This window comes from Rhodovulum sp. MB263 (genome assembly GCF_002073975.1).
Classification (GTDB): Bacteria; Pseudomonadota; Alphaproteobacteria; order Rhodobacterales; family Rhodobacteraceae; genus Rhodovulum.
The window spans coordinates 716,118-732,404 of record NZ_CP020384.1 but is presented as its reverse complement, the minus strand read 5'-3'; the positions used below and the strand labels follow the sequence as shown (position 1 = coordinate 732,404).

At 59.6% G+C, this 16,287-nt stretch carries 13 protein-coding genes and 2 pseudogenes; 3 read left to right on the top strand and 12 right to left on the bottom strand.

Annotated features, from left to right (window positions below):
* Positions 1-370: 370 nt before the first annotated feature.
* Complete coding sequence (locus B5V46_RS03515) at positions 371-3,379, top strand: UvrD-helicase domain-containing protein (RefSeq protein WP_231119212.1); 3,009 nt, start codon at positions 371-373, stop codon at positions 3,377-3,379.
* A gap of 613 nt (positions 3,380-3,992) precedes the next feature.
* Here B5V46_RS03515 and B5V46_RS03510 read toward each other — a convergent pair.
* From B5V46_RS03510 to B5V46_RS03500, 4 genes and pseudogenes are all read right to left on the bottom strand, one after another.
* Positions 3,993-5,270, bottom strand: coding sequence for a DUF2235 domain-containing protein (locus tag B5V46_RS03510; protein ID WP_080615299.1), 1,278 nt, complete (start codon positions 5,268-5,270; stop codon positions 3,993-3,995).
* 42 nt (positions 5,271-5,312) lie between these two features.
* Positions 5,313-5,990, bottom strand: a complete 678-nt coding sequence (locus B5V46_RS19535; RefSeq protein ID WP_155773919.1) for a hypothetical protein — start codon at positions 5,988-5,990, stop codon at positions 5,313-5,315.
* Positions 5,987-7,093: a DUF4123 domain-containing protein gene (locus B5V46_RS03505; RefSeq protein WP_080615298.1), complete on the bottom strand. Its 1,107-nt coding sequence runs from the start codon at positions 7,091-7,093 to the stop codon at positions 5,987-5,989. The genes B5V46_RS19535 and B5V46_RS03505 overlap by 4 nt, the downstream gene beginning before the upstream one ends.
* Before the next feature lie 157 nt (positions 7,094-7,250).
* Positions 7,251-7,594: pseudogene (locus B5V46_RS03500) on the bottom strand (integrase core domain-containing protein); the annotation flags it as partial.
* 189 nt (positions 7,595-7,783) lie between these two features.
* On the opposite strand from B5V46_RS03500, the gene B5V46_RS03495 reads away from it, so the two are divergent.
* A complete protein-coding gene (locus tag B5V46_RS03495) occupies positions 7,784-8,239 on the top strand; it encodes an NUDIX hydrolase (RefSeq protein ID WP_075788443.1) in 456 nt (151 codons plus the stop codon).
* A 285-nt stretch (positions 8,240-8,524) separates the two neighbouring features.
* Here B5V46_RS03495 and B5V46_RS03490 read toward each other — a convergent pair.
* From B5V46_RS03490 to B5V46_RS03455, 8 genes and pseudogenes are all read right to left on the bottom strand, one after another.
* Positions 8,525-8,767 (bottom strand): annotated as a pseudogene (locus B5V46_RS03490) (IS5/IS1182 family transposase); the annotation flags it as partial.
* A gap of 175 nt (positions 8,768-8,942) precedes the next feature.
* A complete protein-coding gene (locus tag B5V46_RS19530) occupies positions 8,943-9,959 on the bottom strand; it encodes a hypothetical protein (RefSeq protein ID WP_155773918.1) in 1,017 nt (338 codons plus the stop codon).
* A 957-nt stretch (positions 9,960-10,916) separates the two neighbouring features.
* Complete coding sequence (locus tag B5V46_RS03480) at positions 10,917-11,588, bottom strand: NYN domain-containing protein (protein WP_231119211.1); 672 nt, start codon at positions 11,586-11,588, stop codon at positions 10,917-10,919.
* Positions 11,589-12,184: 596 nt separating this feature from the next.
* The gene (locus B5V46_RS19525) at positions 12,185-12,640 is read right to left on the bottom strand and encodes a hypothetical protein (protein ID WP_143540896.1); all 456 of its coding nucleotides are present in this window, start codon (positions 12,638-12,640) and stop codon (positions 12,185-12,187) included.
* Positions 12,641-13,014: 374 nt separating this feature from the next.
* On the bottom strand, positions 13,015-13,332 hold the full coding sequence (locus B5V46_RS03470) for a type II toxin-antitoxin system RelE/ParE family toxin (RefSeq protein WP_075782377.1): 318 nt from the start codon (positions 13,330-13,332) through the stop codon (positions 13,015-13,017).
* 6 nt (positions 13,333-13,338) lie between these two features.
* Positions 13,339-13,614 carry a hypothetical protein gene (locus B5V46_RS03465; protein WP_075782378.1) on the bottom strand — a complete coding sequence of 92 codons (276 nt, stop codon included), beginning with the start codon at positions 13,612-13,614 and terminating at the stop codon, positions 13,339-13,341.
* A gap of 171 nt (positions 13,615-13,785) precedes the next feature.
* On the bottom strand, positions 13,786-13,935 hold the full coding sequence (locus B5V46_RS20135; protein WP_196774327.1) for a hypothetical protein: 150 nt from the start codon (positions 13,933-13,935) through the stop codon (positions 13,786-13,788).
* 489 nt (positions 13,936-14,424) lie between these two features.
* On the bottom strand, positions 14,425-15,327 hold the full coding sequence (locus tag B5V46_RS03455; RefSeq protein WP_080615293.1) for an AraC family transcriptional regulator: 903 nt from the start codon (positions 15,325-15,327) through the stop codon (positions 14,425-14,427).
* A 140-nt stretch (positions 15,328-15,467) separates the two neighbouring features.
* Here B5V46_RS03455 and B5V46_RS03450 point away from each other — a divergent pair, with 140 nt between their 5' ends.
* Positions 15,468-16,223: an SDR family NAD(P)-dependent oxidoreductase gene (locus B5V46_RS03450; protein ID WP_080615292.1), complete on the top strand. Its 756-nt coding sequence runs from the start codon at positions 15,468-15,470 to the stop codon at positions 16,221-16,223.
* The last annotated feature ends 64 nt before the right edge of the window (positions 16,224-16,287 follow it).

Here is a 16,287-nt window from a genome sequence, read left to right as displayed (position 1 = left end):
GGCTTCCACCAGCTCGCCCCAGAGCTGCACAGCGGGGACCGGTCGCCGCTTCTGCACCGCTGCCCAGACCTCGGCGGCTGGGGGCGTGTCGATGGGAGCCGCTGTTAAGGCGGTTTGGAGATCGGCGAGTTTGTTCCCTTGGCGGGGACAAACCAGCCAAATCGCAAACCTCGACATCCGGCCGCATAGAGAAAGGTGGCCGGGACCTTGGGGCCCGCGCCCTGTAGCGCGCTACCACTGCATCCGGACACTGCACGCTTGAGAACAAAGGTATGTCGCCGAAGTGACGTACAGCATTGCAGGCGACAAGTACTCGGAACCAGTCAATGCCACCTGGACGCGAAGGCTTCCCACCTAGGGAGCGTCTGATATGTCGGAGATGGAACTCGACCTCTGGATTTCGATGAAACTTGTATCGCGCCCACTGCCCGCCTTCCTGTCTGACCCCTTCCGCAAGCACCCGCGAGCGCTGGCACTCGAGGACGACACGATTGCGACGTCCGGCGGCGCGAATGCCAGGATTCACCTCTCGGAGATCACAGCAGCTCCCGTCGTGCAGCGTGGTCGTGTCTCAGCCCGCCTCACCCTAAATCTCGGCATCCAGCCCTGCGTCCTGCTGCCCGGGGTCCAGGAGGCCGCCGCCAGAGCATTCGCGCAAGCTGTCGAGACAGCCTGGTCAGGCTACAATCTTGCCCAGCTTTCCAAGGAAGACGACGCAATTGCGTCTCTGATGACGGCGATTGAGGGATTGAAGGCACCGGCGAGATATCCCGCCGCCTGCCTGGTAGCCCCGGCCGCAAGCCAGGCCGCCGACCTCGACGCCCGCGTCCTGAAGAAGCTCACCCCGGCAGCCCTGGGCGAGGAGACGATGGCGCGGCTGGCTCCGATCACGGAGCTCGCGCGTAATCCAGAGCAACTCCGCGATGCGGCGATCGCGGCCTTCGTCGACCAGCAGCTGACGGACTGGAAAGAGTTCTTCGATACCGTCGAGTCCATGCCGCTGACGCCGGAGCAGCGGCTGTCCGTCGTGGTCGACGAGGATGCAACGCTGGTCCTCGCTGGCGCGGGCTCGGGCAAGACCTCGGTCATCACCGCCAAGGCCGCCTATCTGGTGAAGGCCGGTATCAGGCAGCCGCATGAGCTTCTGCTCCTGGCCTTTGCCAAGGATGCCGCCACCGAAATGTCCGAGCGCATCGAGGCTCGGTGCGGCGTGCCGATCATGGCGCGCACCTTCCACGCCCTGGCCTACGAGATCATCGGCACGGTCGAGGGCGAAAAGCCGCCCCTCGCACCGACGGCGACCGACGACAAGGCCTTCCTCCAATTGATCAAGGACATCCTGCGCGACATCGTGAGCCGGATGGCCGACATCGCCGGAACCGTGGTGGGCTGGTTCGCCGGCTTCTTCGAAGACATCCCCAATGCATGGGACTACGACTCCGCCCACAAGTGGTATTCCGAGGTTGAAAGTCGGAACCTGCGAAGCCTGAAGGGCGACACCGTCGCCAGCTTCGAGGAGCTGATGATCGCCAACTGGCTGTACCTGAACGGCATCGCCTACGAATACGAGCCGACCTACGAGCACAAACTGGGCGGGACCGGCAGGCGCGCCTACACGCCGGACTTCCGGCTCACTGAGAGCGGCGTCTATCTTGAGCATTTCGGCGTCCGCAAGACGACGCGGAAGGACGGTTCGGAGGAGCTGACGACCGCCCCCTTCATCGACCGCGATGCCTACTTGGAGAGCATGGCGTGGAAGCGCCAGGTCCATGCCGAACACGAGACGATCCTGATCGAAACCTATAGCTGGGAGAACGAGGACGGCCGCCTGCTCGAGGCGCTGGCAGAGAAGGTCGCGCCGCATGTCACGCTCCGCCCGCGCCCGGCCCTCGAAATCTACGACAGCGTTACGTCCCTTGGTGTCGTGGACGGCTTCACCTCACTGATCGCGACCTTCCTGCGTCACTTCAAGAATGGTGGGTATCACCTGGATGATTGCGAGACGAAGGCCGCGACCCTGAAGATGGGCAAACGCGGCGAGGCCTTTCTCAAGATATTCGGGGCGGTGTATCGCGAGTATCAGGACAGGCTGGGCGAGCGCATCGATTTCGAAGACATGGTGAATCGCGCGACCGCGCTGGTGGAAAGCGGGCGCTACGACAGCCCATTCCGCCATATCCTTGTCGACGAATTCCAGGACATCTCGACCGGCCGGGCGCGGCTGATCCAGGCGCTCAAGAACCAGCATGCGGAGGCGAGGATATTTGCCGTAGGCGACGACTGGCAGTCCATCTACCGGTTTGCCGGATCCGACATCCACATCATGCGCAACTTCGGTCGCGAGTTCGGCGGCGTCTTCGCAGCGCACTCAGGTGTCCACCGCACGGTGGACCTCGGACGGACGTTCCGATCGGTCGACAAGATCGCCCTGGTCGCCCGGCGCTTCGTGCTTTGCAACCCGGCGCAGATCACCAAGACGGTTGTTCCTGCCGGCGAGGCAGAGCATCCCGCGATCCGGATCGCATGGACCCGGCGCGAGTCCGGCGACCAGGTACTGAACGAAACCCTGAAAGCTCTGGCGGCAGAGCCCGCTCCTCCCGGTCGCAAGGCCACGGTGCTCTTGCTGGGCCGTTACCGCTTTGTCGAGCCCGACATGCACAACCTCCGGCGGCGGCATTCGGACCTGACGATCACCTTCAAGACCATCCATGCCTCAAAGGGTCTGGAGGCCGACCACGTTATCCTGCTCGGCGCCGATAGCGCACGCATGGGCTTTCCATCGATGATCGTTGACGACCCCCTTCTCGCCCTTGTCTCGCCCGAAGCGGAACCTTTCGCCAACGCTGAAGAGCGCCGCGTGATGTATGTCGCCATGACCCGAGCGCGGAGCACGGTCACGATCTTGGCGTCCGAGGCACGCCCGTCAACTTTCGTCACCGAACTAATGAAAGATCCCGCCTATGACGTAGCCACCCCACGCGAGGCTCAGGAGCGCACTCACACCTGCGGGCAATGTGGCGGGCGCCTGCTATTTCTGCCCGGCGGTGAAGGGCCAGGCTGGTACCGCTGCGAGCACATCAAACACTGCGGCAACCGCATGCCCCCGTGCCCAGCTTGCGGCACCGGGCTTCCGGTTCGAAAGGAACCGAAAGGTGAGAAGATTTGCGGGGAGTGCGGAGCCGTCCAGGAGCCATGTCCGGAATGTACCGACGGCTGGCTCGTGGAACGCAAAGGACGATACGGGACCTTCCTGGGCTGCGTCCGTTTCCCAGATTGCACCGGAAAGTCGAAGAAGGAACGCCAAGTAGGCAAGCGAACAAGTGGCGAACTAGACGCCGGAAAGCGGCAGCGCCCTTTGGGCAAGCCCGGCCGGAGATAACGCTCAAACGCGGTGCAAGGGCGGGGAGCGGACCTTCGCGACCATTCCGAAGCATCGGCCGAGCTTCCCCGAACCGGACCTTCACCGCGCCCCAACGCCGCGTCGGCTGAATCCAGGAAGTCTGGGCGGACAGAGGCCCTACTAGGTTGACGCTACGTATCGCATAGGCTTCCTCAAAAGCTGCACTGGCTGCCTGAATTCCGGAGCCGGTAGGCGTCAGCCGCGCGAATTCTAGCTAAGAAGTTACCGCAATCAGCCAATGATTGCATTCAACTTTCGAAATTTCAATATGCCAAATCAATCTTCCCTACGTACCCATGCAGGAAGGACGTCCTAGCCATGGATGGAAGGCCGAAAGCTACGCATCCCAAGACCTGAGATGCGAAGGTGTAGGTCAGACAAAGCAGCATAAGAGTTCTGGAGCCAGACAGGAAACTTGGTAACTCTACCACGGCCTGCCGCCAGTTATCTTGGGTTCATCGATATTGCCTGCATTCGTCTGTGGCTGCTATATTTTACCGCAACCCAAGGATCGACTGTGGTGGGTCGCGCCCATCCGTTTGAAAAATCTATACAATGCTTAATAATTTTGAATTTCGGTGAAGAGAAATATTTATGGATTATTTGAGTAGGACTCTCTCCTGCCGTTCGGCGCGAGCATATTTGATCCAACCCCTCCATGTGAGCTATGTGCATAGCGCCCAGCAATTTGTCTGCGGCGCGGCTCAGGAAGACTGCTACCTGACCTCATCGCGCCATCCAAGTCCGTCAAATCGCGCACTACATCCATGTATCTTTCTCGGAGCGGCACACCCGCCTGGATAGCCTGATGCATCATGCCATTAAATGACGGCGCGGCCAGACCCGTCTCCACATTACGTATATACACCTTATCGCCCTCGTTAAACAAGTGGCGGTTTATCGTGAGAACACTGTCATTCTCAAAAAAGCCCCGATCCAGAAGAAATTGTGGCGGATCAATATGCCTCTCGGTCACGCCGACACCGGGGGTGCATCCGGCAACGTCCCCGTGACAGCCGGGCATCAACACTTCGGTCGCATGCCCGGGAAGCGCACTGGTCGAGGGGAAAAATAAACGAAACTCATCATCGGCAACCACATGATAGACAACTTCAGCCGACTCCTTTGTAATATTCAAATCAATCATGCTTTCGCTAGGGACGAGCCAACAAGTTGGTGTCAGAAGGCGATATAGACTGCAATAGGCGCTGGCGACTTCGGTGACTGGGTCCATCTCTTTCGCATTGCCCGGAATTCCAAAGCTTCCGACTGTGTCATACATTCCCAGAAACCGAACTTTTATCTTCGGTTGCCCCATTCCGGCGACAGCATTGCAGAAAACCCGTGCCGTAGCCGCTCCGCGTGAGAAGCCGAAGACATCGACCTGAACTGAGCGCAAATGCTCAATTCCACCGTATCTATTGATAAAGCTACGCAGCACTGCCGTGCCCTTTTGGAGTTTTTCCTCCAACCCACTACCGCCCATCCCGGTTGCGCCCGTATACGCACTGTCTGCGCCACCAACTTCGGTCCCAATGCCCTCCACATATGCCGAATGATAAACTGTATCAGGCCCGCCGCACGGAGCCCGGACCATGTCTTCATACCCGAAATACAGCAAAGAGAGACGATAAACATTGGTGTGAAAATTGTTGTAGCTTCCACCCATTTCGTCTGTTTGCTTCATGTTGAATGCAGTTACGTTGGCGGCATTGTTGAAGGTGCCATCAAAAAATATACCGACGTTAAGCGCAACGTTAGGGCAACTGGCAGAAAGCGCATCTACTCGGGCGTTAGCTTGCGGGGACGCGTCCGCCATGATCGCATCCGTCGCGTTGAAAATCGAGTCTGCCCAAGATCCATCGGCCATTGGTTGTCGTCCTTCCAAGGTTAATCTGCGCGCGTCATGATTTCAGTGTTGGGGGTCAGGGCAGGGACTGGTCGGGGGCGGCAGTGCCCTTTCTTTCTGATAGCGCTTGACGTCAAACACGACATCAAAGCTCCTACCGAATTCGTTAACCGGATCGCGGGCAACGGGCGGGGCCGGCGTACGTTGCGCACAGACCGAAGCAATGCGCGGGTAGTCCTCTGCTGCGATGGGGGCCATGCTGTTTGCAAGCCTCGCATTCAAATGCAAACGTTGCGCTGAAAGCGTATAGATGGAAACGGCACCATGCGCGCCGAAACGCAGAACAAGAGGGAGGTTAATTCCGTCATGTATCAATGCAAGTTGGTTGGCAAGATCTGAGGTTGTCAGCCGCACCTGCGCCTCATAGCTTCGCCCGCTGCGCAGTTCACGCCAGTGGATATCGAATACCAAATCATCGGCTGCGGGAAACGATACGAGCATTTGACGCCCCCCTCCTGGCACTGGATCATCTGAGCCGCCCTGAACAATTTGTTGCGGAAGAGGTTTGCCGTTGCCGCTAAGGTTAAGCAGGATCGGCCATCCTTTCGCGGCCTCTGTCGCAAGCGCTACATCGTAGGGCTGAGATGCACCAATCTTGTTCCACGCAACAAGAAATAGCGCAGCCAGAAGTGCTGTTGCACTTGCCCGCGCACCCCACGCAATGGCTCTATTTCGCGTCATGCGTTATGCTCCCGGATTGTGGTCATTTCTTTCAGGCGGTCAGCCAGCCCTTTCATTCGCTTGCTCTCATCGCCGGGGCCCGCCAGAACCGCCTCTATCTGCGCGCTATGTTCCGGCGTTTCAAAAGCCCACGGCAGGTGCAGGCGAAACAGGCAATAAGCATGGACATACTTCACTGTTACCAGACCGTAGCGGTTGCTTGCTTCATTGCACCAGCCCATGGCGTAGCTGCGCCAAGTGCGCCAGCCTGGACGCACGGCCCATTCCATGGCTGCCGCTTCGGGGCCTGCTGTCAGAACGGGGTTATCGTGCCACAGCGCCTCAGCAATTTGCAAAAACGCTTGTTCTCTGCGCATGATGGAAAGGTGGTGCAGCAGCCTCGTGCTCAATTGAGGCAACGGTTGCCCGGGATCCTCCATTCCAGAGGTCGGCTGCAGATAATGCAAAGAACGATGATCTGCAGCCCAAAGGAGCAGAGACATTGGCGCGATCAGCGACCTGAACAACGCATCCGCTTCGACTGATGCGCCCGCCTCAAGAAATCCGGGCTCCCAGAAACGCACATGAAACCACTTTCCTTCAGTGTCACGCAGTCGTGTGAAACGTCGTAGATGACGTCGCAGTGCCGAAAACTCCAGTTTTGTACGCAGGAATATTCCGGGCCTATACCGCCAGAGATGCCATGGCGCATCCGATAAGCTGAACAGCCGCCGCGTCATGCTATTATCCTCCGTCAGTGCTACCAGCCACGGAGCCCGATCACCAATTTCCTGAACTGCCTCTCCCTGAAATAGACACTGATGTGAAAGGCCCGAAGCTGCTAAGATGTCGGGCAAATCTGGCAAGCGGGCTGCATCAAGCACGGCATAGCATTGTTCAGGAGAATCAGTTTGTAGGCTCGCATTCGAAGTCACATCGAACAGAAGATCATCAAGCGGTTCTGGCACGTTTTTTGGGAGGGCGGCGCCGAACTGGCGACCCAAGGGGCAAAACTCTTCGATAACCTCGCTTTCACCAATCGAAGTGGAAATCTGGGATTGCGGAATTGCTTTCAGCGCAAGCCATATGTCGGTTTCATCTATCGTGTTTCTCGAAGAGCTCATGACTAGTCTCTCAGAATGTCTCGTAAAATTTGGTAATAAAGTCCACGCAGGCGCTTCCTGAGTGCAATGAGTACTATGGCGCAGTGTGTCAGGCTAGGGGCAGGACTCATGGCTACTAAAAACGGTTACTGGGAGCGCTATAGCTTATAGTGCCTACTTAACCTTCTTGGCTAACAAATGACATGACATTTTCGAGCGACCTGCGCCCCATGTTTCGACAACCCAAATGCGGGCGTTCGTTGTTGTAATGGACGAGTCAGGCGTCGAGATTGGCCTGGAGCGCCTCGACCGCCTCTTAGAAGGTCTCGCATTTTTCGCGAGAGAACTCCTCCAGCCCCGTGCCGTTGAACTACTCGACGAAGCCGTTGGTCTTCGACGTGTGGACCTTGGTGCGGCGATGCTCGATGGTGTTCAGATCGAGATGGAGTTCGTATGGGTGCTTTTCGGTACCGCAGAACTCGCGACCGTTATCCGTCAGCACGCCCTTATAGGCAGATCCAAGGGGGCTGCAACCGCGATGAAAGGCCGCTTCCGTGATCCGCTGCCGGATCGGGCTTGGGGGACCGAACGGCCGCTATCGGCAGCAAGCGCCCGAGCGGGCGGCCCAAGGGGCTCCAGCTCCATGCTGCGCCGCCGCAGGTCCGCTCCGAGCCCATTGCAGCCGTTTAGTCCTGGGCGTATCCCGCCAACATGAACACATGGCGCCCTGCATCCGGAATTCGCTTTAAGGCTTTGGGTCTGCACTGGCGAGGCAATCGGCTGCTCGCCTCCGAAGTATATGAGGACTCAGGGCGGCTAAAGGGTGTGCGCCCGCTTGGCGGTACGGTGGAGTTTGGCGAAACAGCACAGACCGCTGTCATCCGAGAGTTTCAGGAAGAACTTGGGATAACGGTGAAAATCGTTGGCAGCCCGACTTTCATTGAAAACATCTACGTTCACGAGGGGAGCCTCGGGCACGAGATGCTGGCAATTTTCGACGTGACGTTTCCGCCTGAGGCTTTCGCCGGACAGACCCGTATCGCGTTTCGAGAGGATAGCGGTGTGGAGTGTTTCGCCGAATGGTTTGCTCTAGAAGAGCTGGACGGTCCTGGACAGCCTCAACTCTATCCGACAGGTCTGAAGGCACTCCTGAAAAGCAAGCGATAAGCGGCAGCTCCGTCCCGCTCTCCGGACCTTGGCGGCCTGAGTGCATGTTGCAGCGGGGATGAACGGCCGCTTTCGTGAGCCGCAGGCAGTTCGGGCTTGGGGCGTCGAATGGCCGCTCACGGCAGGGAGCGCACGAGTCGCTGGCGGCAGGCGTTCAGGCGCTATGCCTCGCCTCCGCAGGTCCGCTACGAGCCCAAACTGACCAGAGCGCGCCAGACCGATTTTGCACGCGCAGCGACGCGCTCAGCGTATCGACCGGCAGTTCGTGAACACGGTGGGGTCTCAAACCATATCGCCGATCCCGAGTCCCACGAACCGGAGGAACAGCAGTTTGCCCCGGATCAGCCGTTCCGGAGCAATCGAGGGGCGTTCTCCGCTAACGTGGAGCCGACCGACCTCGGCATACAAGGCGCGCAGCGCATCGTTGACGATCGCCCTGATCTTGCTCAGCGGATGCCGCGCCGGGATGCACTCTTCGAAATCGATGTAGCGGAACAACGATCTCGCCACCTTGTCCGACCCGCGCACCGCAACCTCACCTCAGCGGTGGTGGCGGTGTTTCACGTTCCGAGAGTTACATCGAGGTCGGAGTTTTTCCGCGGCCTGCAAGTCTTAGGTGTCAGTCTGCTCATGCCCTCCTTCCATCACACTGGGTTTGCGAGTAATTCCGTTGTGGGCTTTGCGCAAGGGGACCTCGCCAAGGTCAAAAACTGGAAAAGGGACCATACTTGATAATTAAACCATCTCGACTTTGGCTGAGGCATGCCTGCCAAATATATCCATCACTTCGCTGATGGCGCATAATCGCCTTACCAATTTCGGTCGGTGCGTCAAACCAGGAGCGAAAGGTAACTCTTCTTTCACATGTGGCGGAGCCTACCGCACGTGAAAGAACAATTTTGGTGACACTTGGCCTTCCCATCGACAAAGAAATTAGCTCGCCGTAGTCTGCAATTAGATGTTTCCTGTAGGGCCCGGCGATCTCATAATAAACTCTCCTATCTTCGCTCCAGATGCTGTTATCATTCAATTTCATGCAAAAACGTGCGCCCGGCTCGCAGCCACCGGAGGAGGCTGGCCTCCGTGCCGATTGGAACGTTTCAATGAAAATTCCTTCTCTGGCGAGAGCGCCGGACACTCTCAGATGCTCTTCGAACTCTCCCACCTTAATTCGATCTTCCTGACCGTAGTGAGATCTATCGATCAGAACTGGAAGGCGCTGCAAGGAATTCACAAATTTAAGGATATCTGAATCAGACAAGCCGTATCCACCGGCTTCTTGAACCTCGGCTCCTTCAGAGGTCTCCCTGCCAAGCACGCCGCTTCCGGTAGGGATCGGACCAATTCCCGCGGGCTTATCTGCAATGCGCGTCCGATCCGAAACGTTCATTGTCGGGATCGTTCTTTCAGTCCCGCCAAACCTGTTGCCCAAATAGAAAACGCCGTCGTCTCCAACGGCGATAATCGCTGTGGGGCAACCGGCACTTCCACACATATATGTGTTCCTGACCACGAATACCTTCCGAGATCCCACAAAAATATCGGAGGGAAGTCGAGCCGAGCGGTAACTGTATTCCCGCACGGAACATGAAGTTTGGCAACCGCTTCGGATCATTTCTGGAATAATCTCAAGTAATTCCTCCGTTGAAAGCATCCTGTCCGCCAAGGCAGATGTTGTTAAGGCAGTCGACATCAATAGAGTCAGCCAGATCCGCGACATGTTGATCCCTTTCCGAATATCGCCAGATGCACATTATCCAAGCAGCTTGCCGTTGGACCTCAGAATTGCTCAGCCAGGCCACGCGAACAAGCGTTTTCCGCCCTGGATAGCGCTTGCCGGCGCCTCAACCGCATTGAGATCATGTGTCCACCTAATCTTATTTCCATGCTGTGGGGGGGGGGCGGTCATAGATGCGACGCTCTTGGATGCCATTACAACGGAGTATTGATGCCGACCTCATAACTGCGGTCCGAATGCCCGCTTCGTCCGGATCGTGTTGAAAACTCCGGCGGCGGTCGAGAGATCGCCTGCTTTTGGAATGCCACTCCCCATAGGGACAAAGAGGTCGGAATGCGAGACAGGGGCGCGAAAAACCGGAACCATCCCCCCCCCGACTGGATGCTCTGTGGTCCTAGAAAAGAGCTTTTCAACAGTTTCTCCGATCTTCGGACTCCAGCGGCTTGAGGGCGTGCCGCGGCGAGGATGAACGGTCACTTCTGTCATTTTCTGGCTGCTCAGGCTTGGAGCGCTGTACGTCGGCTATCGGCAGAGAGCGTCCGAGCGGGCGGCCCGAGGCGCTTAAACGCCTGGCGCCCTAGTCTGGGCGCTCGCTGCCGATAGCCGCCCTTGAAAAACTCGCTTGAGCGTCTGCAGGATGCCATATTTTGGGAAACAGTTCTCGGGGCCGTCGGGCCGCACCGGACGGCCTGCGGCACGCGTTCCATGCACCCGATGAAGGTCGCGCAGATCTACCGGAAGACGGGCAGTCCGGGGCCGTGCAGCACCTGCCTGATCACACCAAGATGGACAGCACGGTCCGCTCTCTCGGCGTCGAGCTGGAGGACGCACTGACCATCTCGAAACGCGTCAAGATCCGAAGGAGACGCGCCGGTGTTGCAGGCGGCATGTCACCGCATATTGCGCCGCGGGCGGCCGAAGGGCGTCTGGCACCGGCCGTCAGGCCGCGACCGGGAAGCCTTCCGGCTTGAAGCGAACCATGCTGTCGGGCCCGCGCGGACCGAGATCGTAAAGATGCGGCCGCGCCGCGAGATAAGCCCGCCAGGTTTGTTCAGGGAGGGCGCCGATCCTGATCCCGTGCTTGGAGTGCATGGTCGCCCCGAGGGTCGCCAGCCGCATCCCCGCGCCTTTCGTGCTGGCCGCGGCAATGATCGCGCGGATCTTCAGATCCAGATCGTCGACGGCCGGGGCGCTTGTCACCAGCCTGATCGACGAACCGGGATCGATCAGGACGAAGTCGGAACAGGCACCGCGAAACCCGCTGGGAGCCTTGCCCTCGCCAACGCCCGTGACCATGGCGCCATGCTCGCGCAGGCGATGGGCAAGATGGGTAAAATCGCCATCCGAACTGGCAATGACGAACCGATCGATCCCGCCAGACAGCGCCAATTCCATGGCATCGATCACCAGAAGCACGTCCGAGGCATTCTTCCCGGTGCCGGCGTGGATCATCCGGAAGCCGCAGGCGCCATGCCATTCGGAGGTGCGCCGGGCGTTGGTGTAGACCCTGACGACGGTCGGGCTTCCCTGCCGCGAGGCGATCGAGAGGATCCTCTCGGCAGGGAAGCCACTGATGTTGTCGCCATCGACCAAAACCGCCAACCGAGACATCAATGCAAATCCCCGATTTCATCGCATTTCACGGAAGACTGCCGAAACAATACGGCAAGATTTCGGCGCGTTGCGCCGGGGCCGGCGCATCGCCGGACGCTCACCTCGCCACGTCCGCGGCACCGCGAAATCCTGCCAGTCGTTTCCTGCCGATAGCCGCCGTTGAACGCTCCGGCCTCTGCTGTCTGTGAAGTCTCCTCTCCGAACCTTGGCAGCTTCAGGGCACGCTGCAGCAGTGATCAACTGCCGCTTTTGTGATCCGCCGGGGGAATGGGACCGAGGCGTCAAAGTCCGCAATCGGCAGGGAGCGCCCTGCGCGGCTCAGCGTGCGCTCGACGTTTTCTGCAATTTCGTGCCGTCCAGGGACGACGCGACGAAGCGCCTTCGCTTGCTACTCCCAACTGTCATCCAAGAAGCTCTTGAGATCGAAATCGGGGTCTCGCGCCCCCATGCGGTCAACCTGATCCTGGATCGGTCGCAGGCGTTCGAGCAGGTTCTGTCAAGCCCGTAAACGAACGAATTCGCGAAGCAGCTGCACTCGTAGCTCATGATACTCCGCAGTTTCCACATCGACATCGCAAATGGCCAAGAGCAACTCATGCATCCTCATCCCCGTCATCGAAACACTGACGCGGATCGATCCGGCGGAAATCCTCAGCGAGAAACGGGTTCAGTCCGGGGCCTACAGCTGTCCGCATGTGGTAGACCTCCGCGAAATGCTTCCTGGACGACAGACATGCCTCGAGGCCGTCGGCCCGGAGAGCACGCGTCAGCGCCTCGACGATGAACTGAGCGAGCAACCCGAACTCGTAGTCCGCCGCGTGCATGAGACGTGACGCGAACTCCGCCTCCCTGACATCGTCGTCACGCTGCACCTTCGCCCTGTCGCAGTAACGCGCCACAAGGCCAAGGACCTGAGGGCGGCATCGACGACCTCGATATGGAGGCGTGCGGCTGCCTTGTTCGACCGCCGCAATTCTCGGATGGTCGCTTCCCAAACGGCGAGCGAAGTTCCACGCGCATTCGGCAATCCAGCCGGAATGGTGTGCCATGCATCGACACGTTTTTCCAACTGAGGGAGGAATGCGACGCAGGGGTCATTGGAGCGGTTTACCTCGCCATTCTCCTCCGCTTCGAGAAAGCAATCGACGTAGAGCTGCTTGCGGAAGATCTCAGCTTTTTCGGCTGCGCCCATCCGGCTGATGAGCGCGCTGCTTCCTGAGCCGATGATGGTGTGAGCCGGGGCCGAAAGGCCCTGAACGGTTCGGGGCCTCCTTGAAGTCAAAAGGAGGATGACATGAAACTCGTTTCCCGATTTGAGGCGGCAGCGCTGAGCACCGCCGAAGACGAACTGGTGATACGTTCGCCGCGTCCCTAACCCAAAGCGGTTGGCCGCCCTCTACGGTGTGCCGCCGCGCCTTTCCAGCTATTCAATATCCTTGGGCAGTCTTTGCCCAATATCCATACGGTGGGCATAGAGCGCTTCGAGGATGATTGTGCCGCTCTCATCCAGCCGGAAGAAAACCGACACCGGGAAGTCCTTCAGGCCCCATTTGCGAAAGTCCTTGCCCTCAAGCTGGGTGTAGATCGCACAGGCCAGCGGCGTGGCGGCGATGAAGCCAATGCTGCTTTCAATCTGATCGACAAATTTCAGGGCAATGGCCGTGCCCGCGCGCTCGCGGTAGCTGGCCGTGATGTCGAGAAGCTGTCGTTTGAAGAGAGCACTGCGGACGATACGATTCATGGGCACCTATTCGCGTGCCGCCTTGCGGGCATCGGCAAGATCGCTGTTCGTCCAGTCGGAATAGTCGTTTTCACTTAAGGACTGCGCCAGCATGGCGTTGATCTGGCCGCGCTCCACGTCCTGGGCTTTTTCCATGTGCCTGCGGATCAGATCGCGGATGAACTCGCTCGGTGTCTCATAGAGCGCGCCCTTGCCGGTGATCTCACCGACATAGTGTGCCAGAGGGTCTGGCAGTGTGGTGTTTAGGCGCTTTACCATCTTGTTTTCAGATGCGTTTTCCATAGCGGCGCTCCTTTCAGCGTTGGAACCATTATCTCACATATGCGCGCCACACGTCAACTGAGCGCGCATTAAACGCGCAAACGCGTGCTGAGTGCCTCTTGAAAGATTTTTCTTGTCTTCGAATCTGAAGAAGGGAGCGTCCGCCGGAGGGGACGCAAATTTTCCCCTGCGTCAAAAAAGGCTTAGCTGCGCGTCATTCCAGCCCATGCGCGCAGCTTCATGCTCCAGCCATGCGGAGACAAAGGGGACCGCGCCGCCATGCTCGGCGACAATGCCGACCGGCAGGAAGTGCGAGCGATAGCCGGTTTCGGTGACGGGCAAGGCGACCTTGGACGACGAGAACCGGCTCCGTGACCTGGTTCACGCCAGCGGGAGTTGGTTCGCGCAGAAGACCGAACTCCGCCACCGCAGCGACCGGTTCCTCTGCGCGACGTTATGGACGGACTTCGACCTTCTGGGGGATCGGGAGGCCGCCAAGAACTTCGCCCCACGGTTCATGCGCGACTTCGACATGATCTCCATCGAAGTGCCCGGTCATGAGTTGCTTGACCCGGACGAGGTGCTGCCGCGCCGCATTGTCCCGATTACACCTGAGGACATAATCGCCGTGCATTGGGAACACCGCGCTTGGCTGGAAGAACGACTGGCGACCCCACATTTCGCCGGTAGTGGCAGGACCTTTGTTGTCACGCACCACGGCCCGCACAGTAGCGGACCTTTAAGGCTCTGCGCAGCATCGTCCAATGCCCTGAGGTCCGCTGTGCGGACGAAGCTGACGCTGGTCTATCCGCAGAAGTGCATCCCGAGCACTCAGGCGACGGCATTCGCGATGCGTATGTCCCTCCCAGGAGGTGCATCGAAAAGACGGCCGTATTCCCGAGTGAACTGCGTCACGCTAGCGTAACCGACCGTGTGGGCTGCCTGCGCGATCTTCGCACCCTCTGCCAGCATGAGCCGCCTCGCTTCAATCAGGCGAAGCTGCTTCTGGAACTGGAGAGGCGACAGGGTCGTGATGGCGCGGAAGTGCTTGTGGAACGCGGGCTCACTCATTGCGGCGGCCTCCGCGAGTTCCTCGACCCTGATCGGACGGGCGTACTCCCGCCGCAGGATATCGACCGCGCGCGCGATCCGTCCCGCGTGGCTGTCCGGCACCCCGAGCGCAGCGATGGCGGGGCCGTGAACCCCCATGAGAAGCCAGTAATGCAGCTCGCGCAGCAGGCCGTCGGCAAGGACCGAGAGGGCCTCGGGCCGATCCAGCAGGCGCGCAAGTCGAAGGGAGGCATCGATGACCTCTGTGTCAATCGGCTCCACCCTCACGGGCGGCGCTTTACCCGACCGCACGGAGACGGCCGGGCGCAATGCTCGCAGGATCGCGGGGTCGAGTTCGAGCACGAGCGCGTAGTAGGGTTCCGCGATGCTGGCGTGGGCGATCCGGCTGACTGTCGGGATATCCGCCGCGATGACCATCGCCTCCCCCGGCGCATATTCGAAGCTCGCGCCCAGCGTCGTCACACGCTTCCTTCCCTGCAGCAGCATGGCGATCACGGGCTTCTGGACGGCAACCATCAGCTCTCCCGGGTGCAGGGCACGCACTACGGACAGGCCCCGGGCCGGAGTCGGCGCCGAACCGTCGGGCCCGGCATTGGCGTCGGCGAACCGGCGGCAATGGACGAGCAACTGAGCAAGGGGCGAACTGCTTTGGGCAATGGTCATGCAATACCTTATGTTCTGGATTGGCCTGTCGGGGAAGGGAATAATGGAAACAGGCAAGTCTTGGCGAGGTTCAGGCAACTACAAGCGCCGGCGCGCTTTTATTTCAGAGTGACACCATGACACCCTGAAAGGACACTCCCATGAGCAAGATCGCTCTCGTCACCGGCGCCAATCGCGGCCTCGGTCGCAACACCGCTCTCGCCATCGCCAAAAGCGGCGGCGACGTCATCGTCACCTATCGGTCGAACGCCGGGCAAGCACAGGAGGTCGTGACCCTCATCCGCGAGATGGGGCGCCAGGCCGTGGCGCTGCCCCTCGACGTTGCCGACACCGCAAGTTTTCGGGCCTTCGTCGAAAGCCTGCGCTCGGATTTGCGCAACACTTGGTGCCGCGACAGCTTCGATCATCTCGTCAACAATGCCGGGCATGGCGAATTCGCCCTGATCGAGGAGACCACCGAAGCGCAGTTCGATCGCCTGTTCGCAGTCCATGTGAAGGGCGTCTTCTTCCTCGCTCAAGCCCTTCTGCCGCTCCTGGCCGACGGGGGGCGGATCGTGAATTTTTCGTCCGGCCTGACGCGGATCTCCTTCCCCGGCTTCGCGGCCTATTCGGCGGCAAAGGCGGCGGTCGAGATGCTCACGGTTTACATGGCGCGGGAATTCGGAGCGCGGGGCATCGCGGCAAACACGGTTGCGCCGGGCGCCATCGAGACGGATTTCGGCGGCGGACTGGTCCGCGACAACCCCGAGGTGAACGCTCAGTTCGCGGGGATGACGGCGCTCGGCCGCGTCGGGCTGCCGGACGACATCGGTCCGATGATCGCCAGCCTTCTGCGGGACGATAATCGCTGGGTGACTGCACAGCGCATTGAGGTGTCGGGCGGCCAGACGATCTGATCACCCTGCATGACGCGCCGGCTCCCTCGGCGCGTCATTTCACTGGCCGATTGCTGTGACCCCC